This is a genomic window from Mycobacterium deserti (genome assembly GCF_025345615.1).
GTDB lineage: Bacteria > Actinomycetota > Actinomycetes > Mycobacteriales > Mycobacteriaceae > Mycobacterium > Mycobacterium deserti.
Genome location: NZ_JAODWD010000002.1, coordinates 889,419 through 916,220, shown reverse-complemented (window position 1 = coordinate 916,220; position 26,802 = coordinate 889,419). Strand labels below are relative to the sequence as shown.

At 67.9% G+C, this 26,802-nt stretch carries 24 protein-coding genes; 9 read left to right on the top strand and 15 right to left on the bottom strand.

Annotated elements, in window-relative coordinates:
* Positions 1–208: 208 nt before the first annotated feature.
* The 3 genes from N4S67_RS10610 to N4S67_RS10600 all read right to left on the bottom strand — a co-directional run bounded on the left by N4S67_RS10610 (position 209) and on the right by N4S67_RS10600 (position 1,527).
* Complete coding sequence (locus tag N4S67_RS10610) at positions 209–430, bottom strand: 13E12 repeat family protein (protein ID WP_260992901.1); 222 nt, start codon at positions 428–430, stop codon at positions 209–211.
* Complete coding sequence (locus N4S67_RS10605; protein WP_260992900.1) at positions 411–845, bottom strand: 13E12 repeat family protein; 435 nt, start codon at positions 843–845, stop codon at positions 411–413. The genes N4S67_RS10610 and N4S67_RS10605 overlap by 20 nt, the downstream gene beginning before the upstream one ends.
* Before the next feature lie 109 nt (positions 846–954).
* Positions 955–1,527, bottom strand: coding sequence for an HD domain-containing protein (locus N4S67_RS10600; protein ID WP_260992899.1), 573 nt, complete (start codon positions 1,525–1,527; stop codon positions 955–957).
* Between the two features lie 58 nt (positions 1,528–1,585).
* Here N4S67_RS10600 and N4S67_RS10595 point away from each other — a divergent pair, with 58 nt between their 5' ends.
* Positions 1,586–2,431, top strand: coding sequence for an arylamine N-acetyltransferase family protein (locus N4S67_RS10595; protein WP_260992898.1), 846 nt, complete (start codon positions 1,586–1,588; stop codon positions 2,429–2,431).
* Here the strand turns inward: N4S67_RS10595 and N4S67_RS10590 are convergent.
* Both N4S67_RS10590 and N4S67_RS10585 read right to left on the bottom strand, forming a co-directional pair.
* The gene (locus N4S67_RS10590; protein ID WP_260992897.1) at positions 2,409–3,425 is read right to left on the bottom strand and encodes an acyl-CoA dehydrogenase family protein; all 1,017 of its coding nucleotides are present in this window, start codon (positions 3,423–3,425) and stop codon (positions 2,409–2,411) included. The genes N4S67_RS10595 and N4S67_RS10590 overlap by 23 nt on opposite strands.
* A complete protein-coding gene (locus N4S67_RS10585; RefSeq protein WP_260992896.1) occupies positions 3,422–4,582 on the bottom strand; it encodes an acyl-CoA dehydrogenase family protein in 1,161 nt (386 codons plus the stop codon). The genes N4S67_RS10590 and N4S67_RS10585 overlap by 4 nt, the downstream gene beginning before the upstream one ends.
* 78 nt (positions 4,583–4,660) lie before the next feature.
* Between N4S67_RS10585 and N4S67_RS10580 the strand changes: the two genes are divergently transcribed.
* Both N4S67_RS10580 and N4S67_RS10575 read left to right on the top strand, forming a co-directional pair.
* On the top strand, positions 4,661–5,578 hold the full coding sequence (locus tag N4S67_RS10580; protein ID WP_260992895.1) for a helix-turn-helix domain-containing protein: 918 nt from the start codon (positions 4,661–4,663) through the stop codon (positions 5,576–5,578).
* 1 nt (position 5,579) lies between these two features.
* The gene (locus N4S67_RS10575) at positions 5,580–6,101 is read left to right on the top strand and encodes a dihydrofolate reductase family protein (protein ID WP_260992894.1); all 522 of its coding nucleotides are present in this window, start codon (positions 5,580–5,582) and stop codon (positions 6,099–6,101) included.
* On the opposite strand, the gene N4S67_RS10570 is transcribed toward N4S67_RS10575, so the two are convergent.
* Both N4S67_RS10570 and N4S67_RS10565 read right to left on the bottom strand, forming a co-directional pair.
* Positions 6,098–6,670 (bottom strand): TetR/AcrR family transcriptional regulator, encoded by a 573-nt coding sequence (locus tag N4S67_RS10570; RefSeq protein ID WP_260993076.1) that lies wholly within the window; start codon positions 6,668–6,670, stop codon positions 6,098–6,100. The two genes, N4S67_RS10575 and N4S67_RS10570, sit on opposite strands and share 4 nt — an antisense overlap.
* 79 nt (positions 6,671–6,749) lie before the next feature.
* Positions 6,750–6,878, bottom strand: coding sequence for a hypothetical protein (locus tag N4S67_RS10565; RefSeq protein WP_260992893.1), 129 nt, complete (start codon positions 6,876–6,878; stop codon positions 6,750–6,752).
* A gap of 227 nt (positions 6,879–7,105) precedes the next feature.
* On the opposite strand from N4S67_RS10565, the gene N4S67_RS10560 reads away from it, so the two are divergent.
* Positions 7,106–8,941 (top strand): acyl-CoA dehydrogenase, encoded by a 1,836-nt coding sequence (locus tag N4S67_RS10560; protein ID WP_260992892.1) that lies wholly within the window; start codon positions 7,106–7,108, stop codon positions 8,939–8,941.
* Here the strand turns inward: N4S67_RS10560 and N4S67_RS10555 are convergent.
* Positions 8,938–10,413: an aldehyde dehydrogenase gene (locus tag N4S67_RS10555; RefSeq protein WP_260992891.1), complete on the bottom strand. Its 1,476-nt coding sequence runs from the start codon at positions 10,411–10,413 to the stop codon at positions 8,938–8,940. The two genes, N4S67_RS10560 and N4S67_RS10555, sit on opposite strands and share 4 nt — an antisense overlap.
* An 80-nt stretch (positions 10,414–10,493) precedes the next feature.
* Positions 10,494–11,258 (bottom strand): class I SAM-dependent methyltransferase, encoded by a 765-nt coding sequence (locus tag N4S67_RS10550; protein WP_260992890.1) that lies wholly within the window; start codon positions 11,256–11,258, stop codon positions 10,494–10,496.
* Positions 11,259–11,294: 36 nt separating this feature from the next.
* Between N4S67_RS10550 and N4S67_RS10545 the strand changes: the two genes are divergently transcribed.
* Positions 11,295–12,473 (top strand): glycosyltransferase family 4 protein, encoded by a 1,179-nt coding sequence (locus N4S67_RS10545; protein WP_260992889.1) that lies wholly within the window; start codon positions 11,295–11,297, stop codon positions 12,471–12,473.
* Between the two features lie 974 nt (positions 12,474–13,447).
* Here the strand turns inward: N4S67_RS10545 and N4S67_RS10540 are convergent.
* Both N4S67_RS10540 and N4S67_RS10535 read right to left on the bottom strand, forming a co-directional pair.
* Positions 13,448–15,145: a hypothetical protein gene (locus tag N4S67_RS10540; protein WP_260992888.1), complete on the bottom strand. Its 1,698-nt coding sequence runs from the start codon at positions 15,143–15,145 to the stop codon at positions 13,448–13,450.
* A gap of 35 nt (positions 15,146–15,180) precedes the next feature.
* A complete protein-coding gene (locus N4S67_RS10535) occupies positions 15,181–16,377 on the bottom strand; it encodes a DUF3068 domain-containing protein (RefSeq protein ID WP_260992887.1) in 1,197 nt (398 codons plus the stop codon).
* Positions 16,378–16,521: 144 nt separating this feature from the next.
* Here N4S67_RS10535 and N4S67_RS10530 point away from each other — a divergent pair, with 144 nt between their 5' ends.
* A complete protein-coding gene (locus N4S67_RS10530) occupies positions 16,522–17,691 on the top strand; it encodes an acyltransferase family protein (RefSeq protein ID WP_260992886.1) in 1,170 nt (389 codons plus the stop codon).
* Here N4S67_RS10530 and N4S67_RS10525 read toward each other — a convergent pair.
* From N4S67_RS10525 to N4S67_RS10510, 4 genes are all read right to left on the bottom strand, one after another.
* Positions 17,688–19,160: an AMP-binding protein gene (locus N4S67_RS10525; RefSeq protein WP_260992885.1), complete on the bottom strand. Its 1,473-nt coding sequence runs from the start codon at positions 19,158–19,160 to the stop codon at positions 17,688–17,690. The two genes, N4S67_RS10530 and N4S67_RS10525, sit on opposite strands and share 4 nt — an antisense overlap.
* A gap of 1 nt (position 19,161) precedes the next feature.
* Positions 19,162–20,133 carry a phosphotriesterase family protein gene (locus N4S67_RS10520; protein WP_260992884.1) on the bottom strand — a complete coding sequence of 324 codons (972 nt, stop codon included), beginning with the start codon at positions 20,131–20,133 and terminating at the stop codon, positions 19,162–19,164.
* A gap of 78 nt (positions 20,134–20,211) precedes the next feature.
* Positions 20,212–24,381 carry an alpha-(1->3)-arabinofuranosyltransferase gene (locus N4S67_RS10515; RefSeq protein WP_260992883.1) on the bottom strand — a complete coding sequence of 1,390 codons (4,170 nt, stop codon included), beginning with the start codon at positions 24,379–24,381 and terminating at the stop codon, positions 20,212–20,214.
* Positions 24,382–24,427: 46 nt separating this feature from the next.
* Positions 24,428–24,601, bottom strand: coding sequence for a DUF2613 domain-containing protein (locus N4S67_RS10510; protein ID WP_260992882.1), 174 nt, complete (start codon positions 24,599–24,601; stop codon positions 24,428–24,430).
* 23 nt (positions 24,602–24,624) lie between these two features.
* Here N4S67_RS10510 and N4S67_RS10505 point away from each other — a divergent pair, with 23 nt between their 5' ends.
* The 3 genes from N4S67_RS10505 to N4S67_RS10495 are packed head-to-tail and all read left to right on the top strand — an operon-like array spanning position 24,625 to position 26,796.
* Complete coding sequence (locus N4S67_RS10505; RefSeq protein ID WP_260992881.1) at positions 24,625–24,918, top strand: hypothetical protein; 294 nt, start codon at positions 24,625–24,627, stop codon at positions 24,916–24,918.
* 11 nt (positions 24,919–24,929) lie between these two features.
* On the top strand, positions 24,930–26,108 hold the full coding sequence (locus N4S67_RS10500; RefSeq protein ID WP_260992880.1) for a glycoside hydrolase family 3 N-terminal domain-containing protein: 1,179 nt from the start codon (positions 24,930–24,932) through the stop codon (positions 26,106–26,108).
* 58 nt (positions 26,109–26,166) lie between these two features.
* Complete coding sequence (locus N4S67_RS10495; protein WP_260992879.1) at positions 26,167–26,796, top strand: TetR/AcrR family transcriptional regulator; 630 nt, start codon at positions 26,167–26,169, stop codon at positions 26,794–26,796.
* Positions 26,797–26,802 lie beyond the last annotated feature (6 nt).

Below are 26,802 nucleotides of genomic sequence, written 5' to 3'. Positions count from 1 at the left end.
ATCGGGCACCGAGACGCTGACGGGCGAGGTGAGACAACGGATTACCGCCAGGAGTGGCTTTAGGACCCAGCCGGGGCGATGGTGAATTTACCAATTCGGTTTGGGCGCACCATATTCTGACCCATTCGGAACGCGCACCTGCACGCGACCGAGTTGCTGCTGAAATACTGGTGCTCACTCGTCGAAACGTTCACCGTGCCGTAGGCACTCACGACTGCTGACTTGTCGATGACCAGGCCAGTGTGCGCTGGCACTGCCCTGCGGGCCGAGGCGCGTATCGGCGCCGCTTGCGGTCGAGGTCGGTGTACTGGCCGTCGGGGTTGATCAGCGCAGCCAACCGGTCCGCGGCTTTCTGCACCGCACGCGGGGTGTGCTCGGCCGCGAGTGCGGCCAGGGTTTCTTCGCAGCAGTCACGGGTCTGATAGTCCACCGCTCGTGGAAGAACGCGCGAATGATGCGCACATGTTCGGCGTTGATCTCACCGCGGGCTTGACGCTGGCCACCTGTGCCAGCACGGGTTCCAAACTCTCACCGGTCAACGCGGTGCGCGGTCCCAACTCCTCAGCTTCGGCAAGGCGTCGCCGCGCCTCCCCTGCGTCGATGCGCAGCCGCTGGGTCAACACCTCGGCCCACTTCGCCACACCCAACTCCGCAGGTGTGCAAGCGGTGACCAGCCCGGTAATCAGCCCGTGCTCCACCGCAGACAGTCGGCGCCGCTCACGCTCCAACGCGTCGAGTATCGACAGTCGCTCGACCCCGGTGAGCTCATCGAACGACGGCGCGGCGACGTCAGCACAGGCCGCCTGCCAGCGCTCGATCGTCTTCGATACCGCCTCCGAACTCATGAATCGAACAGTAGTTCGAAGCACTGACAGACTTCGATGACCCAGGCAAGGTTCCAGGGAAGCTTCTCCGCGGCCAGAAACGACCGCGTCGAAATCTCGCCCGGCGTCGTCACCGCGTGAGTTCCGCGATTTCCTCAGTGATATTGCGGCGGGCTGCTTCTTCCCAGCGCGCACGCCCTGGCGCGGTGTGGAAGATCTGTCCCTCCAGCAGCGACGAAAGTATCTGCGCCCGAGCTGGTTTGAAGACATCATCAGGAATGTCGGCATACTCCTCGCGCACCGCCTCGGCATACGCGCGATAGCGGCCGGGATAACTGCCGAGCACCGAGAGGTCGGCGTCGCAGAGCACCGCACCGTTCACGTCGTCGTCGGACACCTTGTGTGACTTGGTGACCAGTACCAACCGCGCGACCTCGTCGCGCATCGGCGACGAGGACAGCAGTTCGCGCGCCAGTTCAGCCGACCGGTCCTCGTTGTCGTCGCGGCCGATCACGTAGACGGCGTCGTGGAACCACGCCGCCAACTCGGTGGCCTCTCGTGCGAACGCGACCCCGTCATCGGCCAGTACGCCGATCGCGTCGAGCACCTCGTGCAGGTGCGCGACCGTGTGATGCTTGCGGTGCGACTCCGACCATCGGGCCAGTAGATCCTCGCGCAGGTCTTCGGTCAGATGTGCCGCCATATGGCCAGTCTCGCATTTCGCTTGACCTGAACCCCTGTTGAGGTCGGAGGATGGGGTCATGACGATTGAAGCGAATGCCTCCGTCGATCTGGCCGCCTATCTGGACAGGGTCGGGTACTCCGGTTCCACGGAGCCGACGGTCTCGACGCTGCGCTCACTGGTGGCGGCTCACAACAAGTCGATCCCGTTCGAGAACGTCGACCCGTTGATGGGTGTGCCGGTCGCCGATCTGGGCTCCGCGGCGCTGTTCGACAAACTCGTGCACCGCAGGCGTGGCGGTTACTGCTACGAGCAGAACGGTCTGATGGGGTACGTATTGGGGGCCTTGGGTTTTGACGTGAAGCACTTGGCCGGTCGGGTGGTTTGGATGAACACCTCGAATAATCTGCCTGCGCAGACGCACGAGGTGTTGTCGGTGACCGTGCCGGGCGAGGACGAGCCCTGGCTGGTCGACGTGGGCTTCGGCGGTCAGACGCTGACCTCACCGATCCGGCTCGACGCAGGTCCGGTGCAGCAGACGCGGCACGAGCCGTACCGGTTGACCCGACACGAGGACGGTTACCGCTTGGAGGCCGAAATCCGCGGCGAGTGGCAGCCGCTGTACATCTTCACCACCCGTCCGCAGCCTCAGATCGACCGCGAAGTCGGAAGTTGGTACGTATCAACTCATCCCGCGTCCACATTTGTGGTGGGGTTGTCGGTGGCTCTGATCGCCGACGACGCCAGGTGGAATCTGAGGGGCCGCAACTTGGCGATCCACAGTGGCGGACGCACCGAGAAGCGACAGCTCGGCGATGCAGCCGAGGTGCTCGACGTATTGACCGAGCGGTTCGGCATCGACCTGGACGACCTCGGCGATCGCACCGAGGTGGAGAAGCGGGTCAGCGCGGTCCTGGACAGCTGACCACGACGTCCCACGGCGCATCCGCAGACAACGCAATCCTGCCGAGCCGCCGCGCATAGCGCGCGGTGCTGCCGAAGTCGTCGACCCAGCTGCGGGCTCGCATCGTGACGAGCCACAGCCGATGTTCGACGGTGACCCCTATCGCGCCGTGCAGTTGGTGGGCGATCGTCGTCACCGGCCCGACCGCGCGACCGACCGCGACCTTCGCGACCGTAACCGCGTAATCAGTCACGGGACTGCCGAACCCGTAATCCGAGGCGGCCGCGACGGCCAGTGTGACCGCAGCACGCGCGCGTTCGGTCTCACCGGCCATTGCCGCAAGCGAGTGCTGGACCGCCTGGAACTTGCTGAGCGCCCTGCCGAACTGCACACGCTCACTCGTGTGCGCGACCGTCAGATCGCGTGCCGCATCCAGCGCCCCCACCATCTGCACGCACCGTGCCCACGCGCCGCGCCGGGTCAATTCGTCGGCGACCCGCAGGTCGAGAGTCTGAAGGTCCGTAGCGGGCATGTCGATGACAAGCGAGCCACGCGGTTCGCCCGCCAGGTTGTGGTCGGCGTCGCCCACCTCATCGGTGAGTCCGACGTGCAGTCCCCGATCGGTTCGCGCCGCAAGCAACACCCTCCCAGGCCGCGGCCACGGCACGTCATGCGCAGACCCCACGACCCGGTCACCCTGCCGCTGCGCGTCGGCAACCGCGACCGTCAGCGGCCCGGTTTCGGGGATGGCGATGCCGGCCTGTAGTGCGAGCCACGCTGCGAGCAAATCGGTTTCGGCGATCGGCACCGCTGCCGCGTGCTTCGCGAGACCGGCCAACACGACTGCCGATTCCGCAGGACCCGCGTCACCCGAGCTGACGAGCCGGCTGAGCCCTGTCTCCTCGAGATCGCGCCACAACGCCTCGTCGAACGAGTCGGGGACTCCGCGGTGACGGGAACGGGCGTCGAACGAGCGACGGCCAATATCGTCGACGAGCTGCTGCAGTTCGTTCACCGCACCCCCAATCCTCTGGCGACCACGCCGCGCAGCACCTCGTTGGTGCCCCCACGCAGCGTGAACATCGGTGAGTGCAGCCGCGCCGCGGCCAGCAGAGCACGCAGCGGTTCGGCGTCCTGCGGACCGACATGGTCGAGCAGGTCGGCGACCAGTTCCACCGAGTCCTGCTCGAAGAGCGTGCCGAGATCCTTCACCAGCGCCGCCTGCGTTGCGGCGTCCCCGCCGTCGGTGAGTGTCCGGGCCACCGAAACCGACAGCTGGCGCAACGAAATCAGCCGCGCGACAAGGTCACCGACCGCGGCGGCGATCCCGTCGTCGACGTCGGCAGGCAAAGCCCGAATCACGCCGAACAGCAGCGTCGCGGTCGACAGCATCCGCTCGGGACCGCTGCGCTCGAAACCCAGCTCCGCGGTGACCTGCCGCCACCCGTCGCCGACCTGTCCCAAGACGTCCGCGTCGCCGACGAACGCGTCGTCGAACGTCACTTCGTTGAAGTGATGTTCGCCGTTCATCATCACGATCGGACTCATGGTGATGCCCGCGGAGTCGGTCGGCACGATGAACTGGCTGAAGCCGGCATGCCGATGCTCCGGATCCGCCGGGCTGGTTCGCGCGAGCACGACGATCAGGTCCGCCAGGTGCGCGCCGCTGGTCCAGACCTTGGTCCCGCGCAGCGTCCAACCGCCCTCGACCCTGGTCGCCCTGGTGCTCACGGCGGCCAGGTCGGAGCCTGCGCCGTGCTCGCTCATCCCGATCGCCGCGTACAGCCGGCCCGCGGCGATCCTCGGCAGCAGTGTCCGGCGCTGTTCCTCGGTGCCGTAGGAAAGCAGGGCCGGCGCGAACTGCCGGTCGGCGAACCAGTGCGCGGCGACCGGCGCACCGTGGGCGAGCAGCTCCTCGGTGACCACGTAGCGGTGCAGGTGGCCGGCCCCGACCTGCGGTGCACGGCCGCCGTACTCCGCCGGAATGGTCAGGCCGACGAATCCCGCGTCGGCCAGGCGCGCCGAGAACTCAGCGTCCCACCGGGCCAGCCACGAATCCACGGCAGGTTCCCAGCCGAACTGCGCGCGATCGGCCGCCAGGAACTCGCGGATCGACGCCCGCAATCCGGCCAGTTCTCCGTCGGTGGCGCATCGCGCCTCGAATTCACCCACTGGCCACCACACTAGTGAGCGCAGTTGAGCAGGAATCGTCATGTTCAAGCGGCGGGCGCGCGACCATACTCGTTCAACGTGAGCGAGGGATCACGCCGCGACCGTTTACGGGAGCTGCTCGACGCCGTCGTCGACAACGCCAACACCGACGTCGGCGACATGGCGCGCAGCAGCCACGCCTCGGAGTTCCACTTCTCCCGTGAGGTGCGGCGGCTGACCGGTGAACCACCCGCCGCGATGCGGCGCCGCATCATGCTCGAGCGCGCCGCCTGGCGGTTGCGCAGGGGAGAAGGAGTGGCCGCGGTGGCCGCCGCCGAGGGGTGGTCGTCGGCGGAGGTGTTCTCCCGCGCCTTCCGGCGTGCGTTCGGTGTTCCACCGTCGCAGGCCGCGGGCACCGAGTTGCGCCTGGCGGCGCCCAACGGCCTGCACTTCCATCCACCCGCCGCGCTGTGGCTCGACAGCGACGGCGACACCAAGGAGCCCGACATTTCCCAGTTGATGGTCGCGCACGACGTCGCCGACACCGCCTATCTGATCGACCAGGCCGCGACATTGTCGAAAGACCAGTGGACCGAAGACATTTCGCCAGGGCAGGTGGTGCTGCACTGGGACGGCCAGGAACCCAGCGTCGGCGCGGTGCTCGGCGCGATCGTCTGGACCAAGGAGGTCTGGCTGGCGACGATCGACGGCCTCGACTTCCCCGACCGCGAGGCGACGCAGCCGCACATCGCCACGGCCGAACAGCTGGCGGCCCGGCACGACGGCCTCGCGAAGCGATGGACGGCGATGGTTTCGGAGTACACCGCCGAGGGCCGCCTCGGCGACACGATCATCGACGCCCTGTGTGACCCGCCGGAATCGTTCCAGCTTTACGGCATCGTTGCGCACGTCTTGACGTACTCGGCGCACCGGCGCCAACTCGTTCGCACCATGCTGGCCCGACTCGGCGTCGAAACCCGAACCGGTGACCCACTCGACTGGATGCGAAGGAACTGACATGGCGACCGTCTACTACACCGCGTCCAGCCTGGACGGTTACATCGTCGACGAGGCCGACAGCCTGGACTGGCTGATATCCCGAGACATCGACCAGAGCGGTCCCTACAACTACGACGAGTTCATCAAGTCGATCGGCGCGGTGGTGATGGGCTCGGCCACCTACGAGTGGATCAACGAGAACCATCCCGGCACGTGGATGTACGAGCAGCCGTCATGGGTGTTGACGAAGCGCCCGCACATCATCGATGCGGGGCATCCGGTGCAGGTGTTCGACGGCGCTGTGACGCAATTGCATCCGAAGCTGGTGTCGGCCGCAGCGGGCAAGGACGTGTGGGTGGTCGGTGGCGGAGACGTGGCGGCGCAGTTCGTCACGGCCGGACTCGTCGACGAGATGATTGTCAGCTATGCCCCGTGCTCGCTGGGCGCAGGCTCGCGGGTGCTGCCGATTCGCTCGGAGTGGGTGCTGGCCGATTCCGCCGTCAACGGTGAATTCGTCTGCGCGCGATGGCGAAAGGCCTAGCCCTTGTCGGGCAATCCGTAGCGGCGCACGAATTCCCTTGACTTGACCAGGAATTCGACCTGTGCTGCGACGTCGCGCAGCGGATCGACGCTGCGAGTGGACCGGCACAGCACCACGGCACCCTCCATCGAGGCGATGCACATGATCGCCAGCGAGGCGGCGTCGGACTCGTCGAAGCCGTCGGAGACGAACGCGCGGGTGAGCGCATCGCGCCAGTGCTGAAAGATGTTGCCCGCAACGGTGGTCAGTCGAGGCTCCTCATCGGAGGACCCGATGGCAGCGGCGACCACCGGGCAGCCTGCGGTGAATTTACTCTCGACGAGCAGCTGCTCCCAGAACGCGACGAACTGCCGGACCAGATACATCCCGCCTTTGCTGGCGGCTTCGTCGATGAGCCCGGTGATCGCCTCGCCGGCGTACTGCAGCGCCTCGGTCAGGATCTGATTGCGGCCCTCGGGGAAGTGGTAGTACACCGACCCGCGTGGGGCCCCGCTGCGGGCCAGCACCTCATCAATGGTCACGCCAGCGGCGCCGCGCTCACGCATCACCTCAGCGGCGCTGATCAACATGTTCGTGCGCGTCGAGCCGCGCTTGGTGCGAGCTGACGAGGCGGTGGCAGACAAAAACGACCTCCGAGAAGGGAAACGATCAGGCGGCGTGCGGATGCTGCGTCTGCACTGGACGCCATCCGAAGCGGCGTAGACGGAAGGCGCGACGCCTGGCGTAGACCTCATGCGTGAATCGCCGACCGGCGAAGTTGATCTCGATGACCCACATCGGTGCGCCTCCTCGTTCTATGACATCAACCATAAAACGCGCAACAATGTCGCACAACAAATGTATTCCGGGTCACACCCGGGGCACGATAATCGGCAGGTGAACGCCGATTCGCGCGCACACTCGGCCGCGTCGGCAACATGCGATTATGCCTTCCACCATAATCCGGGACCAGCACAGCCGACGGGGCTACGCTCTGGCCAGGCGGACACCGAAAGGCGCTAGTCATGGGCCACTACAAGAGCAACGTGCGCGACCTGGAGTTCAACCTCTTCGAGGTGCTCGACCTGGAGAAAGCACTCGCCAGCGGCGCGTTCGGAGATCTCGACGGTCAGTCGGTGCGCCAGATGCTCGACGAGGCCGCGAGATTGGCGGAAGGGCCGGTCGCGGAGTCGTTCGCCGAGGCCGACCGCAACCCGCCGACGTTCGACCCGGCAACGCACCAGGTGAGCCTGCCGGAGCCGTTCAAGAAGTCGTTCAACGCCTGGCAACAGGGTGAATGGTTCCGCGTGGGGCTCAGCGAGGACCTCGGCGGTGTGCCCGCCCCCGCGATGGTCGCGTGGGCCGTCAACGAACTGCCTCTCGGCGCGCAACCCGCGGCGTTCATGTATTCGGCCGGGCCGGTCATGGCCGACATCCTGCACGGCATCGGCAACGAGCAACAACGGCACTGGGCGGCACTGATGACCGAGCGTCTGTGGGGCGCCACCATGGTGCTCACCGAGCCCGACGCAGGGTCCGATGTCGGCGCCGGACGCACCAAGGCGGTTCAGCAGGCCGACGGCACATGGCACATCGACGGGGTCAAGCGTTTCATCACCAGCGGCGACAGCGACGACCTGTTCGAGAACATCATGCACGTGGTGCTGGCCCGGCCCGAGGGTGCAGGACCGGGCACCAAGGGGCTCAGCCTGTTTCTGGTGCCGAAGTTCCACTTCGACCCGGAAACGGGGGAACCCGGTGAGCGCAACGGGGTTTTCGTCACCGGCCTCGAGCACAAGATGGGTCTCAAGGTTTCCGCGACGTGCGAGCTGACCTTCGGGCAGCACGGCGTGCCGGCAGTCGGCTGGCTGGTCAACGACAGCCATCAAGGCATCGCGCAGATGTTCAAGGTCATCGAGTACGCGCGAATGATGGTCGGCACCAAGGCCATCGCGACGCTGTCGACCGGTTACCTGAATGCCTTGGAATACGCGAAAACCCGGGTGCAGGGCGCGGACATGACCCAGATGACCGACAAGAACGCGCCGCGGGTGACCATCCTCCACCACCCCGACGTGCGGCGTGCACTGATGGTGCAGAAGTCCTATGCCGAGGGGCTGCGCGCCCTGTACCTCTACACCGCCGCACATCAGGACGTCGTCGTCGCCGATCTGGTGTCGGGCGCCGATGGTCCACTGGCGCACCGCATCAACGATCTGCTGCTGCCGATCGTGAAGGGAGTCGGATCGGAACGCGCCTACCAGTGCCTCACCGAATCACTGCAGACGTTCGGGGGTTCGGGCTTCCTGCAGGACTATCCGATCGAGCAGTACATTCGCGACGCCAAGATCGACTCGCTTTACGAAGGCACCACCGCGATCCAGGCGCAGGACTTCTTCTTCCGCAAGATCGCCCGCGACCAGGGCGCTGCATTAGGGCATGTGGTCGGCCGGATCGAGCAGTTCCTCAGTAGCGACACCGCGCGGCCGGAGTTGTCCGACACGCGCAGGCTCCTGGCCACCGCGCTGGCCGATGTTCAGGCCATGGTGGCGGCCATGACCGGCTACCTGATCTCGGCGCAGGAGAACGCTCGCGAGTTGTATCGCCTTGGGTTGCAGTCGGTGTCGTTTCTGCTGGCGTTCGGCGACCTGATGATCGGCTGGCTGCTGTTGCGGCAAGCTGAAATCGCGCTGAACGCCCTGGACCGCGGTCCGTCCGACGACGACCGCGCGTTCTACAACGGCAAGGTCGCCGCGGCGCAGTTCTTCGTCAAGAACGTGCTGCCGCGGCTGACCGCGGAACGCAAGATCGTCGAGAGCGTCGACCTCGCGGTGATGGACCTGGCCGAGGACGCCTTCTAGTCCTCCGGCGTGTAGCCAAACGGCAGCAGCACGCTTTTGTGCTCGACGTAGGCCCCAATGCCTTCGGGACCGTTCTCGCGTCCGACGCCGGAGTTCTTGTAGCCGCCGAACGGGGCGCCGGGGTCGAACGCGTACATGTTGACCGCGTAGGTACCGGTGCGGATCTTCGACGCGACCTCCATCGCCTTCTTGTTGTCGGTCGTCCACACGCTGCCGGCAAGGCCGTAGACCGAGTCGTTGGCGATGCGGATCGCGTCCTCTTCGGTGTCGTAGGGGATCACCGCCAGCACCGGCCCGAAGATCTCCTCCTGCGCGATGGTCATCGAGTTGTCGACGTCGGCGAACACCGTCGGCTGCACGAACCAGCCGCTGTCGAGGCCTTCGGGCCGCCCGCCGCCGGTGACCAGTCGGGCGCCCTCTTCGACGCCCTTCTTGATGTAGCCCTCGACGCGCTCACGCTGCTTCTCCGAGATCAGTGGACCGATCGCGGCATTCGGGTCGTCGGGCAGCCCGACCGGCATCGCGGAGATGAAGTTCGCGACCTTCTCGACGACCTCGTCGTAGCGGGACCGCGGCGCGAGGATCCGGGTCTGCGCGACGCACGCCTGTCCGCTGTTCATCACGCCGGAGAAGCCGAGCATGGGCAGCGTGGCGTCCAGATCGGCGTCCTCGAGGATGATCGCCGCGGACTTGCCGCCCAGCTCCAGCGTGCACGGCTTGAGCCGCTCGGCGGCGATCTTGGCGACCTCTTTGCCGACCGCCGAGCTGCCGGTGAACGTGTACTTGTCGATCTCCGGGTTGGCGGTCAGCGCGCGACCGGTCTCCGCGCCGCCCGGCACGATGGACAGCACACCCTCGGGAAGGCCCGCCTCGGCGAAGATGTCGGCCATCGCGAACACCGACAGCGGAGTCTCGGCGGCCGGCTTGAGCACCACGGTGCAGCCGGCCAGCAGCGCGGGACCGAGCTTGTTGGCGGCCAGGAAGAAGGGCACATTCCACGCGGTGACGGCGCCGACGACACCGATCGGCTCGCGAACGACCAGCGTCTGGCCGTAGATGCCGTCGCGGATCTCCTTCCACGCGAACTTGTCGGCGGCACCGGCGTAGTACTGGAACGCCGACATCGCCGCGCCGTACTGCATCATGTCGACGATCGTCTGCGGCTGACCGGTCTCGGCCGCCAGAAGGAACTTCAGCTCATCGCCGCGCTCCTCCATGAGCTTGACCGCGGCACCGATCACGGCCGCGCGCTCCTGCGGCGACAAGTGCGGCCACGGACCCTCGTCGAACGCCTTGCGGGCGGCCGCACATGCGGCGGCGACGTCGTCGGCGGAAGCCAGCGGAACCTTGCCGACCAACTCTCCCGTCGCAGGGGAGTGCACCTCGATCACGTCCGAGGTGGCCGGCTCGACCCACTTACCGCCGATGAACAGCTTGTCCCACTCGGTCTTGAAGGCGGTGCTCTGTGTCATCTTGCTCCTCGCGTGCGCGGTGTCTTGAGCGTCACACTACCCATCCCGAACCAAAACGAGAACCTGTTGCAGTATGCGGATCAGGACGGGCGGAGGACCAGCACCAGATTGCTCACCCCGAATTCGCGAAAGACGGGCGCGCTTGTCAGCCTCCACGCCCATCGTGGGTGGTAGCGAGGGAAAGCGGCCACTAGCGCGCCGGTGCTGCGTGCCCACTCGAGCCCGTCGGCGGCCGACACCGCGAACAGTGACGAGCCGTAGTCATTCTTGGGTCGATGGCCGTGCCTGCGGGTGTACCTGGCCGCTGCGCGGGTGCCGCCCAAGTAGTGCCACATCCCGGTCTCGTGCCCGCCGAACGGCCCGAGCCACACCGTGTACGACAGCACCACCAGCCCGCCGGGCCTGGTGACGCGCACCATCTCGCGGCCCAGCCGCCACGGGTCTGCGACGTGCTCGGCGACGTTCGACGACAGGCAGATGTCGACGCTGCCGTCGGCGAACGGGAGCGCCGTCCCGGACGCCCGGACATAGGTGGCCGCGCCGCCGGATCCGGCGGGCCCCGCATGCATTTCGGCCGGGTCGGGTTCGACGCCGATGTAGTGGACGCCGGCGTCGGCGAAGGCGGCGGAGAAGTAGCCGGGGCCGCCGCCCACGTCGAGCAGCGTTTGTCCGACGGGTGAGTGGCCGGTGGCCGCGCGCCAGAGGTCGGCGACCATCGCGGCGGTGTCATTGGCCAGGGCGCCGTAGAAGCGGGCCGGATCGCGCTGCTCGAAGCGGAACTCCCCGAGCAGGCGCAGCGACCGCGTGAGCGTCGCCCGGCGGGCGAACAGGTCCGTGACAGCCATCAGGGGAACAGTAGCCAGCGGCTAGGGTGAGCAGCGATGAATGGCGCGCACGCGAGGAGCAGCAATGGGCCCCGCTCCGTGCTGCTTCTGTGCTGGCGCGACACGGGCCACCCGCAGGGCGGCGGGAGCGAGGCGTATCTGCAGCGCATCGGTGCACAGCTCGCCGAGTCGGGGATGAGGGTGACGCTGCGCACCGCCCGGTATCCGGGGGCGCCGCGGCGCGAGGTGATCGACGGCTTGGCGATCAGCCGGGCGGGCGGGCCGTACTCGGTCTACATCTGGGCGGGCCTGGCGATGGTGGCGGCCCGAATCGGACTGGGTCCGCTGCGCAAGGCGCGCCCCGACGTGGTGATCGACACCCAGAACGGGCTGCCGTTCCTGGCTCGCCTGGCCTTCGGCCGACGCGTGGCGGTGTTGGTGCACCACTGCCACCGGGAGCTGTGGCCCGTCGCCGGTCCGGTGATGGGCAGGGTCGGCTGGTTCGTCGAGTCGAAGTTGTCGCCGTCGCTGCACCGCCGCAATCAGTACATCACCGTGTCGCTGCCCTCAGCGCGTGACCTGACCTGCCTCGGCGTCAATCCCAGCCAGATCGCGGTCGTGCGCAACGGCCTCGACGAGGCGCCTTCGCATACGCTGACCGCGCCGCGATCGGCCACCCCGCGCGTCGCCGTGCTGTCGCGGCTGGTGCCGCACAAACAGATCGAGGATGCGCTGGAAGCCGTCGCGGAACTGCGCAGGCGCACACCCGACCTGCATCTGGACATCGTCGGCGGCGGCTGGTGGCAGCAGCGGCTCGTCGACCACGCCGCGCTGCTCGGCATCTCCGACGCCGTCACCTTCCACGGACATGTCGACGACGACACCAAACACCAAGTGCTGCAAAGGTGTTGGGTGCACGTGCTGCCGTCGCGCAAGGAGGGTTGGGCACTGGCGGTGACCGAGGCTGCGCAGCATGCGGTGCCCACCATCGGCTACCGGTCCTCGGGCGGGCTGACCGACTCGATCGTCGACGGGGTCACCGGCCTGCTGGTCGACGACGAACGCGAACTCGTCGACGGCCTCGAGCGGTTGCTATCCGACCCCGTGCTGCGGGATCAACTCGGCACCAAGGCGCAGATCCGCAGCGGCGAGTTCTCCTGGCGGCAGAGCGCCGACGCGATGCGCACGGTTCTGGAGTCGGTTCACGCCGGACGGAGAGTCAGCGGCGTCGTCTGATCGCTCGGCGGCCGCCAAAAATGGGGTAAACGCCGCATGTGCTCGCCCTGTCGGCAGCCCACAATGCTGTGAGCGGAGTTGTCGTACACCCAGCTCAACGAAGCGGCGCACACATGAAGGGATATCAACATGCACAGCAAACGGACACTCGCCGGAGCGCTGACGATGGCCAGTCTCGCGGCGGCCGGCCTGAGCCTGGCCACGGGCACCGCGGCGGCCAATCCACCGGGCGCACACACATGGTGCCCGGGAATGTCGTTGGCTTCTCCTCCTGGACCGGGTATCAGCCCCGGCGCGTGGGACATGAATGTGTGCCACACGTGGTACCGCGTCAGCCCCGGGATGGGCAATGTGCCATACAGATCTCTCGACGGCACTTTCAGCGTGGAACATAGCAATCTCTGGGACGGTCCGAACCCACCGGCGGGTTCTGTCCGCGTTGAGTGTGGCCGGGATATGTTCACCGGCCTGCCCATCCCCTGCTAGCGAATGCTCGCAATGCAGTTGGCGGCAATGCCGGTTAGGCACGGCCTACTTCTTGGGATCGGTAGTCGCCGCGCGCAGGTGTACTTCGTGGGACGACGCCGCGGCAGGCAGGAAGGGTATCGATATGCAGACCACACGGATACTCGCCGGGGCTTTGACGTCGGTCGGTCTCGTGGCGGCAGGCTTGAGCTTGGGAACGGGCGCCGCGCAGGCCATCCCGTCGCAGCCACATCAATGGTGCCCCGGCATGTCCATGCACAATCCGCCCGGGCCTGGGGCCATGTACGTCTGGGACATGAACGTGTGTCACACGTGGCAGCGCGTCAAGCCAGGAATGGGCAACGTCGCACGCAAGGTTTGGGTCGGACCGTTAGACCCTGTCACCTATCGGTTTACGGAGTCGAAGATCGAACTCGAGGGTAGTGATCTTTGGGACGGCCCAAACATGCCGCCTGGAGCGGCGGCCGAGTGCACCGGCAGGGACATGTTCACGGGCATTCCCATCCCTTGTTAGCGGACGCTTGAGGCGTGTGGTGGGCAGCCCGCCGGGCCCGCCACGACGCGGATGCCGCGCCTGCGAGTCCAGCGAACAGCAGGCTGAGCCACGCCCAGTGCGCAGCGAGCACGAGTCCCCGGCCCGACGCCTGCTGACCCTCGCCGCCGACCCGGTACAGCGTGAGATCCCGTCCCCGGTAGGCCACTGGCAGCGTCAAAACCTCTACCTCGCCGGGTGATTCGACGACGACCCAGCCGACGCCGGCGTCGACCAATGCGTCGCGGTCGGCGCCGTCGAGCAGCAACCGCTGTACTCGGCGGGCGTGCTCACCTTCCCCGGACACGGTGTGCCCGCCGATGGACAGGTCGCCCGTCGTCAGCACGTCGGCGCGTACCCAGCGGGGCAGCGGATCGAGCACCGGTGCCTCACCCGCCCACGCGAACCGCCGCAGGCTGTCGGGCGGTAACACGGCCACCGGTCGCGGGTCGGCGTTGATCATCGCGGTGACGGCCGGCCAGTCCAGCGGGTAGACGACCGGCGCAACCTTGCCGCCGACGCCCCACGCGAGGTCGGGCAGCGCTGCCAGCAGCGCGGCGCAGCAGATCAGCGCCGTGACTGCGGCGGGTAACCATCGCCGCAGCACCACGACCGCGGCCGCGGCTGCCAAAGCGTAACCGGGCACCGCGAGCGCGACCCACTTCTGCGCGTCACGAACCACGCCTAGCCCGGGCAGTGCGCGAATCATGTTCTCCACAAGCATGATCCCTGGGCCGGTCGCCATCGCCGAGGGCACCACCACCGCGAAAGCGGCGAGCACGAGCAGCGGCACCGCGGCCCGGTTGCGCAGCAGTACCGTCGACCCGAGCGCCACAATGCCCAGCAGTACGATTGTGGCGATTGTCGCGAAAGCCGTTGTACGCGTGGCGGGTACAGCGTCGCCGTTCCAGATTCCGCCGAGGCCCGCGAGACTGCCGAGTACGCCGAGACCCGGTTCGGCGCGCGCCGCGAACGCCGCGACTCCGTCGGCCTGCGACGACGAGAGCGTCTGAGCGACGGCAGCAGCGGTCAGCCACGGCAGCGCGGCGACCGCGGCTGCGACCAGGCTCACCGACAGGCACCACCACCGCGGCCGCCCGTTGCCGGGCATGAACGCGGTCGTAGCCGCGACCGTCGCGGCCAGCATCAGGCCGGTCGGCGTCAGACCGGCCAGGGCGATCCAGAACCCGAGCGCGAAGACCTCCGGCCAGCCGGGTGTGCTCGTTCGCAGCCGGCACACGGTCGCAGCGACCCAGGGCAAACATCCGTAGCCGACCAGCAGGCTCCAGTGGCCCTGCAGAAGTCGTTCTGCGACATAGGGATTCCAAATGGTGAGCGTGACCGCGACGCTTTGGCCGGCCAGCCCGGCCTGCGGCAGCACGACCGTAACCAATCGGGCCGCACCCCACCCGGCGAGCCACAACCCGACGATCAGGAGGGACTTGACGACCACCCCACCGTCGATCACCGTGGACGCCAGCGCCACCGCGAAGTCCTGAGGCAGCGCCCGCGGCGCGGCCTCCGACAACCCGAGCGCCGCGTCGGACAGGTGCGACCGCGGGGTCGACACCGCGTCGCGCAAGAGCAGATAGCCCGGCGCCAACAGCGGCGCCGTCACGATCAGGGACAGCACCAGCGCGTACCCCGGCGCCACCGACGGCGCCCACCCGGGCGCGGCGAAACGCGGGATCAGACCGGTCTGTCCGGCGGTAGATCCGACGGTCGTGGCGCGGGTATCTTCTCGGTCTTGGCTTCGGCGCCTGGCACTTGAAAGCCTTGCGTGTCGAAGAAGCCGTGGTCGGCCTCGTCGAGGCCGGGGTCGATGAGCGCGGACTCGGCCCGCAGCGAGAACGACCCGAGCAGCGCACCGCCGACGAGCGTCACCAGACCCAACGCGGTGAAGGTGATCGGCAGGACGCGGCCCCACAGCGCCACCCGGTCCCGCTCGTCGCTGGCGCTGGCGACCTGCGATTCGACCGTCTCCTCGTCGAAGGTGACCTTGTAGTCGACGAACGTCACCTCGGGCTCGAGCGGCTCGCGGGCGTAGTAGTGGTAGGCGTGTTCGTCCTTCTTGACGACGGTGCCCGATACCGGGTCCACCCAGAACGACCGCTGAGCCGCGTAATAGCGCGTCATCGTGATCGGCTCTTCGGGATTGCCCGGCACACCCCACATCGAGGCGCGCGCGGTGACCTGGCTGTCGGCGTCGTCATCGAACAACGAGGCGTACTTGACCGGCTCGACCAGCTTGCCGTCGGCGTCATACCCGACGTTCTGGCTGAACTTGTAGGTGGTCAGTCCGTTGATGTCTTCCTCGCCGTCGTAGTTGGCGTCGAACGCCTTCTGCGCGATCGGGTCGAAGACCGAGTAACTCTTCTTCTCAGTGTCGAACGGGAAGCGGTAGGCCAGGCCTTCGTGCGGCAGCGCGATGTTGGTCGGCGGCTGGTCGTCCTCGATGGCGCGTGGCTTCTGCACCGCACCGCCGGGGTTGCTCTCGCTGGACACGGCCTCGGCGGTGCTGCGGTTGACCGTGACGGTGTCGACAAGGGCGAGCAGCAGCCCGTCGTCCTGCTGCCGGTCGGTGCGCCGCAGAGTGCTGCCGACCTGCAGAGTGACGACGTCGGCGTTCGACGGCGCCTCCACAGTCATCTGCTCCTGCAGCGCCAAGGGAACATCGCGGTCCACCACGAACCTGTCCCTGTTCAGCGAGTCCGGGTCGAACGCCGTTCCGGTGCCCTCGCTCACCAGCGTGGCGTCGACGTTCAGCGGGATCTTGGCGATCTTGCCTTCGGTATACGTGGACAGCAAGAGCGCGGCGATCAGAAGGGCAGCTCCCAGCCCCATGAGCCCGCACGCTGCGATACGCAGCGCCACTGCGCGGTTCAAGCCGTGTCTCCTCGTCTCTTGGGGCAAAACCCGTCTGACCCTAACAGCACAATTTAAGGTCGATGCTTACTCCGGCTGCATCGGCGGTGCCCGCCTGACTACCCGTTTTCGGACCCATTTCACCAGCCGGGCACACTGGTCGCCATGGCGCAGGAAGCGGCAGTAGGAGGTACCCGCTCCTTCCTGCCCGCCGTCGAGGGAATGCGCGCATGCGCAGCCATCGGGGTCGTCGTCACCCACGTCGCTTTCCAGACCGGTCACTCGAGCGGTGTCATGGGCCGCGTCTTCGGCCGCTTCGACCTCGCGGTCGCAGTGTTCTTCGCGCTGTCGGGGTTCCTGCTGTGGCGCGGTCACGCCGCCGCGGCACGCGGTCTTCGCCCGATTCCGCCGACCGGCCACTACCTGCGCTCACGGATCGTGCGCATCATGCCCGGCTATCTGGTGGCCGTCGTGGTGATCCTGACGCTGTTGCCCGAGGCCAGAGCCGACTTCACGGTGTGGCTGGCTAACCTGACGCTGACCCAGATCTACGTGCCGCTGACCCTGACCGCGGGCCTCACCCAGATGTGGAGCCTGTCGGTCGAGGTGACGTTCTACCTGGCGCTACCACTGCTGGCGCTGCTGGTGCGACGGGTTCCGGTGCGGGCCAGGATTGCAGTCATCATGGCCGCCGCGGTGGCGAGCCTGTTCTGGGTGAACATTCCGTTCGACCCGGACTCCGGCCACAACCTGTGGAACTGGCCGCCCGCCTTCTTCTCCTGGTTCGCCGCGGGCATGGTGCTGGCCGAACTGACGGTCATGCCGGTCGGTTGGCCCCACCGGCTGGCTCGGCGCCGGATCCTGATGGCGCTGCTCGCGGTGGCCGCGTTCGCCGTCGCGGCCTCTCCGCTGGCCGGCCGTGAGGGGTTGCAATTCGGCACGATCAGCCAGGTCACGATCAAGACCGCGATGGGCGCGATCGTCGCGGCGGCGCTGCTCGCGCCGCTTGTGTTGGACCGTCCCGACACCCCGCACCGATTCCTGGGAAGCGCACCAATGGTGACGCTGGGCCGCTGGTCCTACGGCTTGTTCGTCTGGCACCTCGCCGCGTTGGCGATGGTCTTCCCGATGATCGGTGAGTTTCCGTTCAACGGACATATGCCGGTGGTGCTATTGCTGACCGTGGTGTTCGGCTTCGCGATCGCCGCGGTCAGTTACGCGTTGGTCGAGTCGCCGTGTCGAGAAGCGCTGCGGCGCTGGGAGTATCGCAATCAACGGCCGGTGCCGCCGTTGGACTCCTCGGTGACGAGCGCGCCTGAGCCGATCGCGCGCTAGCTGGATCGCGCGGCCTGCCGCGCGATGATCTCCTCGCGCACCGCTGAGCGTCGCGCCTTACCGGCGTCGTCGCGCAACGGGGTGTCGGTGAACTCGACGAAGCGGGGAAGCTTGTAGCGCTCGATGCGCTCGCTGAGGAACTCGATGACGTCCGCCTGGTCGAGTCCGTCGGCCTGGACGATCGCGTGCGGCACCTGGCCGAGGTCGCCGGAGTTCGGGTCGGGAACGCCGACGACGAGGCACGACAACACGTCTGGATGCGCGCAGAGCGCTGACTCGATCTCGGCAGGGTAGACGTTGCGGCCGCCGACGGTGAACATGTCCACCCGACGGTCGTTGAGATAGAGGAACCCGTCCTCGTCGAAGTAGCCGAGGTCGCCGAGCGAGTCCCACCCGTCGCGGTTCTTGGCGGTGGCGCCGACGTACCGATACGTCGGCGCGCTGCCGGGCGAGGGCCGCATGTAGATCTCTCCGACGACGCCGGGTGGGCACTCGTTGCCGTCGTCGTCGAGCACCTTCATCTCCCCTGCGACGACGACACCGACGGACCCGGGATGGGTCAGCCACTGCGCACCGGAAATGAACGTCAGCGCCTGCAGTTCGGTGCCGCCGTAGAGTTCCCAGACCGCGTCGGGACCGAGCAGGTCTATCCAGGCCTGCTTGACCGCGGGCGGGCACATCGAGGCCAGATGCCAGAACCGGCGGATCGACGAGAGGTCATAGGCGTCGGGGTCGGCGCGGTAGACGGGCAGGAGGCGTTGCATGATCGTCGGCACCGTCGCCAGGAAGGTCACGCGATGTTCGGTGACCAGGCGCAGAAACTCGTGTGGTTCGAAACGCGGCATCAGCACGATGTGGTGCCCCTGAACCAGGCCGATCGTGAACGTGGTGAACCCCGTGTTGTGGCTCAGGGGCACCGAGATGAGGTTGACGTCGTCGTGCTGGGCGCCGAGGGGATAGCCGGCGGCGGGCGGGAATCTGCTGTCGCCGCCGGACTCGATCAGCTTCGGTCTGCCCGTGCTGCCGCCCGACGCCATCGCCTTGAACACCGGCGACACCGCCTCGGGAAGCGGACCATCGGAGATCGCGTGGTCAGGAGCGAAACCTGCTGGCACGCTTTTATTCTCGCCGGTGGGATCGTCTCGGCCCACCACGAGCGCGCGGCGCCGCAGGCCGAGAAGTCCGGCCAGTTCCGAATCCGGCAGGCTCGGCGACAGCGGCTGCGGCGTCGCGCCCAGTTTCCACGTGGCCAGCACGGCCTGCACCCATTCGATCGAGTTGGGCAACACGATGGTCACGTAATCGCCTTGTGCTACACCGAGTTCGGCGTAGGCGCGGGCCAGCCGGTTGGTGGAGGCGTCGAGCTCGGCCCGGGTGAGCGTGCGACCGGCGCAGGTCACGGCGGGTGCGCCGGGGGCCTGCTCGGCGAGAAGCGAGACCTGGGTGCCGATCGGTGCGACGTCGGCCACGTCAGTAACCGCCCTGCTGCTCGAAGATCCTGCGCGGATTGTCGACCAGCATGGTGGTGATCTGCTCGTCGGTCACGCCGCGCTGCTTCAGCGCCGGGATGACGTCGTTGTGGATGTGCAGGTAGTGCCAGTTCGGCATCGTCTCCGGCACAAGGGCTTCAGGCAACCAGTCGATGAAACAGGATGCATCGTGCGAGAGCACCATCCGGTCGGCGTGGCCGCGCTCGCACATCCGCGCGACGGTGTCCACCCGTTCTTCGAACGACAGGAACACGTCGACCCCGAACCGGTCCATGCCGATGTACGAGCCGTTCGCGATGAGTTCGGTGAGATAGCCGAGATCGGTGGTGTCACCTGAGTGCCCGATGACAACGCGCGACAGGTCGACGCCCTCCTCGGCGAAGACGCGCTGCTGCTCGAGGCCGCGCTTCGTCGCGGCGTGAGTATGGGTCGAGATCGGCACGCCGGTGCGCCGGTGCGCCTGTGCCACCGCACGCAGCACGCGCTCGACACCCGGTGTCAGACCGGGTTCGTCGGTGGCACACTTGAGAATCGCCGCTTTGACGGCGGTGCCTGCGATGCCCTGTTCGATGTCGCGGACGAACATGTCGACCATCGGCTCTCCGAGCGGCGTGTCGGGACCGCTGAAGTGGAAGAACATCGGCACGTCGTTGTAGGTGTAGACGCCGGTCGCCACCACGATGTTGATGTCGGTCTCCGCGGCGATGCGCGCGATGCGGGGAATGTAGCGGCCCATTCCGATCACGGTGAGGTCGACGATGCTGTCGACGCCGCGCGACTTCAGTTCGTTGAGGCGGGCGATCGCGTCGGCCTCCCGCTTGGCCTCGTCGCCCCACACCTCGGGGTAGTTGGCAGTGATGTCGGGAGACTGGATGAACACATGCTCGTGCATGAGGGTGACCCCGAGGTCCGCGGTCTCGATCGCGCCCCGGGCGGTGGTCAGTTGCGGCACTCGGCCGATGCTAGAACCGGCGGCTCGGTCTCGAATGTGAAACCAGTGCGATTCTCGCGTGGATTTTTCGCAGTGGCTTCACGTTCGGCGGATGTCCACCAGCGAGGCGACCATGGCCGCGACGGAAACCAGGGCCAGCAGCTGCACGCCCGCGGAGTGGCCCACGTAACCGTCCGCCGACCGCCACGGATCCTGGCTCAGGACGGCGCCCGCGAGGATGAGCCCTGTTGCGGTGGCGCCAACCGTTGCAGCGTCGCGGACGCCTTCGCGGTGGCGCATCAGATAGCTCAGGCCCAGCGCGACGCCGACCACCACGACGCCGGTCACACCGGAGATGATGGCGCCCGCGGCGAGACCGGCGGCGCCCGCGGCCACCGCTCCCGGCCGCCAGACATGCGGGGACGCGTCGGGAGGTCTCGGACGTCGCACCGGCAGGAACGCCAGCAGCACAAGCAGCGGCAGCAGCGCCAGTCCGCCCATCAACCCCACGCGGTACGGCACGTTCAGGTCGAAACTGAGCGTCACGGGTCCCGCGGTGCCAGGCGGTAACAGCCAGCCCTGCTGCCAGCCGTTGACTGTCACCGGCGTCAGGTCCGCGCCGCCGCCGGCACTGGCGGTCCAGCCGGGGTTCACGCTTTCGGGCACCACGAGGACGCGCGACGCTGGTGAGGACGTGACGACGACCTCGCGTTGGTCGGCAGTCCATTCCCCGGTCTCGACGGATTCTGTTGAGGCCGAGCGCAGTTCGCGAACCAGCGGGCCGCGAAGTTGTACGCCGTCGGCCACGAATGTGGCACCCGGGCTGACCAGAAGCTCCTGCTGCCCGGCAGGCAACGTGATCGGCTGGTCCTGGCAGGGGCGTGCCAGCACGGGGTCACCCTCGAGCAGCTCACCGACAGTAGACCGGACAGAGGTCTGCACGAACTGACCGGCAACGCCGATGATAGGCCCACGGCCGCAGGGCAACTCGACCGTCCGCTCGCGGTTTCGGGCGGCGTCGGCGGCGGCGATGGGCTCGCCCTGCGCGTCGATCGCGGCCACTTCGGCCAGGCCGGGCGGTTTCAGCTGGTCGAACCCCAGCGCGGTGCGGTCGATGACGTCGTCCCAGTCCATGATCGACAGCCGAACGGTGTCGGTGACCCGGGGCTTGAGGTCCAGGGTCTGTGCACCGGCGTCGGGTGCCAGCGGTCGTACCTGCGGTCCGTCGCCGAGATCGACGGCCACCAAAGTCGGATGTGCCGGCAGCTCCGACGAACTCGGCGCGACGCGCACGCCTGCGACCTCACGTCGGGCGGGCAGCTTCAGCGTCAGCGTTGGCGGCGACCTGTGTTGTACGACCCGTTGCGCCGCGGTCCATGCCGTGTCGGGATCGCCGTCGGCGGCCGCATAGGCCGAACCGAGTACGTCTATCGGGTCCGCGTCACCGGTGGCGCGCGCCATTCCCGGCGCCGCGACGAGGTCGGCCAGGTTGGGTCCCTGACGCGCTCGCACCCATACCGTCGGCGTCACCGCCGTCGGCTCAGGAACGGTCAGCGTCCGGCTCAGGTTCACCGGCTCCTCCGGCGAGAGCGCCATGGTCGCCGCGCACCGGATGCCGGTGGGGCTGTCGGCGCATCCTGACCTGCCCAGCAGCTCGGAACCCAGATCCCACTGCGCCACAGCCGAATCGGCGGGAGGGCCGGGGACAAGCACGGTATGGCGCAGGTTGATGGGATGGGCGAAGCCGTTGGCGTCGTACTGCGTCACCGTGAAGTCGGTGATGCCGAACTGCACACCGGCCGAGCCGTCGTCGGTGGCGATGGCGGTGATCCGCACCCACGGTGTCTCCCCGTAGGGGAGTGCGGCGGTCAGCGGCTTGCCCGCCTCGTCGAAGCGCAACGTGCTGGTGCCGTTGACGGTCGACACCTCGAGGCGCCGGATCTGCGCCCCGACGGCTGTGGCGCTCGGCGTGATGGTGATGGTGGCGTTGGTGACCGGCCGGTCGAAATCGACCTGCAGCCACTGCCCGATCGCCGACTGCAGGCTGTTGGACACCCAACTCGTCGACGAGTCGGCGTCGATCGCGGCGGCCGGTCCTGTCGACGGCACCACGTTCGGCAGGGCGGTCGAGTCGGCCGCCGAACTGGACACCGAGATGCGGCCACCGTTCCACTGGCCGTAGACCGGGTCGGCCCCCGGCGAGGGATAGTCGATGACCCGGTTGAACGTCTGTCGCGTTTCGTCGCGGGTGCGGATGGCCGACGAGTGATCGTCGACGCGGCCGTAGTCCGTCTCACGTGCCAAAGGAGTGTCGGTGACGGTGACCACCGGCGTCGGCAGGCCCGCGCGCTGGGCGTCGGCGGTGAGCAACATGGGGCCAAGCGGGGGCTGGCCGAGCAGGCGGCGGCGCTCGTCGAGTCGCAATAGCGCCTCGGGTGCGCCGTCGACACGGGCCATCGCATCCGCGTCCACGAGGTAGGGGCCGACGGGCATCGAGGGCGCGGTCGCGTCGACACGGTAGATCTCCACCGCGGGGTAGCGTGGGCGCAGGCCGCTGTCGCTGACGAAGCCCTCCAGTGTTCCCGCACCGACCGGGTCGCCGAACTGCGCGACCCTCGTCAGGCCGGGTGATCCGTCGATCGCGCGGTGTACCAACAGCGGGCGAGCCGATCGCGACGCCTCCGGATCGAGGTCGTTTCGCACCACCACGTAGGAGATTCCTTGGCGCGCAAGGGTATCGGCTAGACCCGCCGAGGGCCGGCCCGCGGCGAACAGGCGCTGCACGGAGTCGAGGGCGCGGATCGTCTGCGGTGGGGTCAGCGGAATCGAGTCGCGGACGCCCCAAGCGCTGTCACCGAGCACCTGTAGCGGCTCGTCGTGGCTGTTGCCCCATACCTGGGTGGCGAACGGCGCGCCCGGCGCGACCAGCACGCGGCCGCGGTCGTTGTGCTCGTCGAGCCACGCCGCGGTGTCGTGCCAGTACTGCGGGATCGCATCGAAGGCGCCCGGCGGCGTGAGCCTGCCGGTCCAGGCCAGCGATGTCGCGGCAGTCAGCGCCACAAGCACCACCACTCCGACCGCGACCCTCTTGTCCTGTTCGGGGTGGGCGAGCGCCTGTGTCCACTCGGGACGCGGGACGCTGCCGGGAAGCGGAACACGGCCGAGAAGGTGCGCCAGCCCCAAGGCGAGCGGCAGCCGCAGCAGCGGCTCGAGTTTGTGCAGGTTGCGCAGCGGCGTGCCGTCCGCATCAAGAAATGCCTGAACCGCTTGCGCCACAGGCGAACCCAAACCGCCGGAGTATCCGGCGGCCAGCAGCACCACGCCGATGAGCAGCATCGTGGCCAGTCGTCCACGGGCGGGCATCGAGCGCATCGCCAGGCCAGCCAGGCCGGCCGCCGCGACCAAGGTCGTCGCCAGCACCGCCAACGACCCCGTCACCAGCGATGCGCCCGCCGTCGCGTTCGGCGCGACGAACGGCGTCCACGCGTCGGTGCCGCGCAGCATCTCGGTCAGCGACATCCATCGCGTGGTCACGCCGGAGGACTCGATGAAATCGAGGAACGGCGGGCTGACCCGGCCCAGCAGGAACAGCGCGACGACCCACCACGTCACCGCGAGCGCCGAGCACGCGAGCCACCACGCGGTGAAGCGCCACCACAGCCGGTTGGGCCGGTGGCTCAGCAGCCAGATGACGGCCGCAAGGCAGGCGGTCAGGGTCGCGACGGCGTTGACGGCACCCATCAGGGCGATCGCCAGTGCCGACCGGGCCGCCAGTACCCGCACCGAGCCGTTTCCGCGCAAGGCGAGGATGACGGGCAGCAGCACCCACGGCGCCAGCATCATCGGCAGGGTCTCCGAGGAGATGGCGCCGAGGGTCGTCAGCACCCGCGGTGACAACGCGAACGCCACCGCGCCGATGACACGTGACGTCGGGCTGCCGATGCCGAGGGCCTCGGCGACGCGCAGCAGCCCCCAGAAACCGACGACGAGCAGCAGTGCCCACCAAAGTCGCTGCGTCACCCAGTCGGGCAGTCCGGACACGTCGCCGAGCAGGAAGAACGTGCCGTGCGGGAACAGGTAGCCGTACGCCTGGTTCTGCGCTTGTCCGAAGGGCAACTCGCTGTTCCACAGATTGAAGGCGCGCGCCAGGAACCGCAGCGGATTGGCGGTGAGGTCGAGCTTGGTGTCGGGGGAGATCTGTCCGGGGGACTGGGCGAAGGTCAGGATCAGCGCCGCCGCGGCGGCCACCCACAACCAGCGCCGAGACAAAGGCTGCGGCTCACATGCGTCGGAGGACAGCGCCGCTGTCCGCGAGTTAACTTCTGTCGCCGTACTCGACCCTGTTGAGCACCGAAGACGCCGGATCTCCCGCCTGCAGCGGAGGCTTGTTGTCCTGCTGAACCATGAGCGTCACACCGAAGATGGCGGCCGCGCCCAGCAGCAGGCCGACGACGATGCTGGCCGCGGCGGGCACGAGGAACCGATCCATGCGGCAAAAGTAGCATGCGGCCTATGTCCGCAGCTGAACGCACGTTCTGGCGGTCGGACACGTGCACGGTGTGGGTCGGGCGCAACGACTCCGGCGCACTGGAATTCACCGGTTACGACCGCGCGCATCTCGACGGCTACGAATACGTCATCACCGTCGCACCGGAGCAGTTCGCGGTCCTACGACAGGCACTCGCCGCGACCGAAGCAGAGGACATCGTCGACCTGGTGTGCGCGCACGTCGACGACATCATGGCGCGCGGCGAACGGACCTGGCTGACCGACCGGGGGATAGAACACAGCTTCGGCAGCTACTAGTGTCGAGGCCCATGGTCCTGCCCCGCGCTTTCTGTGCAGTGGTGGCGATGTCCGGGCTCGTGGTGGCCTGCTCGCCCGCAACGCCGCAGCCCGCACCGTCACCCTCGTCCGTCTCCCAGCCGACCATGGCCGCGACGGCCGTGCCGAACGCTCCCGCGCCCGCGGCGCCGGCCGCGCCTGCGTGCGGCGATCCGCAGGCCCAGCTGGCGGCGATGTCGACCCGCGACAAGCTGGCGCAGCTGTTGATGGTCGGGGTCGAGAACGCCGCCGACGCGCGCGCAGTCGTCGATAACCACCACGTCGGCGGCATCATGATCGGCAGCTGGACCGATCTGTCGATGCTGTCGGACGGCTCGGTGGGCGACATCGCCGCCTCGGCGGGCCCGTTGCCGCTGGCCGTCAGTGTCGACGAGGAGGGCGGCCGGGTGTCGCGGCTGGCATCGCTGATCGGCACGCAACCGGCGCCGCAGGCGCTCGCGCAGTCGTCCTCGCCGGACGAGGTGTACGGCATCGCGCGACAGCGCGGCCAGGCCATGAGACAACTCGGCATCACCATCGACTTCGCGCCGGTGGTCGACGTGACGGGCGAAAGCGCCGCGATCGGTGATCGGTCGTTCGGCGACGATCCTGCGACAGTCACCGACTACGCCGGCGCGTATGCGCGCGGCCTGCGCGATGCGGGAGTCCTGCCCGTGCTGAAGCACTTCCCCGGCCATGGGCGGGCCTCCGGTGATTCGCACACGGGCGCCGTCAGCACACCGCCGCTCGCCGATCTGCAGAACGCCGATCTGGTGCCGTACCGGACGCTGACCACGCAGCCGCCCGTCGGTGTGATGGTCGGGCACATGCAGGTGCCCGGGCTGACCGGCAACGACCCGGCGAGCCTGAGCCCGGCCGCGTACGCGCTGCTGCGCTCGGGTGATTACGGCGGACCGCCGTTCAACGGCCCGGTGTTCACCGACGACATCTCGTCGATGCGGGCGATCACCGACCGATTCGGGGTCGCCGACGCGGCGTTGCGCAGTCTTCAGGCCGGAGCCGACACCGCATTGTGGGTGACGACGGCCGAGGTGCCCGCCGTGCTGGACCGGTTGGAGCAGGCGTTGGCCGCGGGTGAACTCACGATGTCGGGAGTGGACGCGTCGGTGCTGAGGATGGCAGGGGTCAAGGGTCCGAACCCGCGCTGCTAGTTCCCGCCCACCACCCGGTGTTGACGCCTGTGCGTCACCTGTTGCTTACTCTTGAGCGATGGCCGGTGGAACGAAGCGGTTGCCGCGTGCGGTGCGCGAGCAGCAGATGCTCGACGCGGCCGTGCAGATCTTCTCGGTCAACGGCTACCACGAGACGTCGATGGACGCCATCGCTGCCGAGGCGCAGATCTCCAAACCGATGCTGTACCTGTACTACGGCTCCAAGGAGGAGTTGTTCGGGGCGTGCCTCGATCGTGAGCTGGCGCGGTTCGTCGAAGAGGTACGCAAGGAGATCGATTTCAAGCAGAGTCCGAAAGACCTGCTGCGCAACGCCGTTCTGGCGTTCCTGAGTTACATCGACACCAACCGCGCGTCATGGATGGTGCTCTACAGCCAGGCGACCAGTTCTCAGGCGTTCGCGCACACGGTGCGTGAGGGACGCGAGCGGATCATCGATCTCGTCGGCAGGCTGCTGCGCACGGGGACGCGTAATCCGGAGCCGGACACCGACTTCGACATGATGGCGGTCGCGCTGGTGGGAGCCGGCGAAGCGGTGGCCAGTCGGGTCAGCACGGGCGACGCCGACGTGAACGAGGCCGCCGAACTGATGATCAACCTGTTCTGGCGCGGCCTGAAGGGCACGCCCGCCGAGCACGGCGCCGAGACTGCGGTGAGATCGCGGAACTGAGGGCCG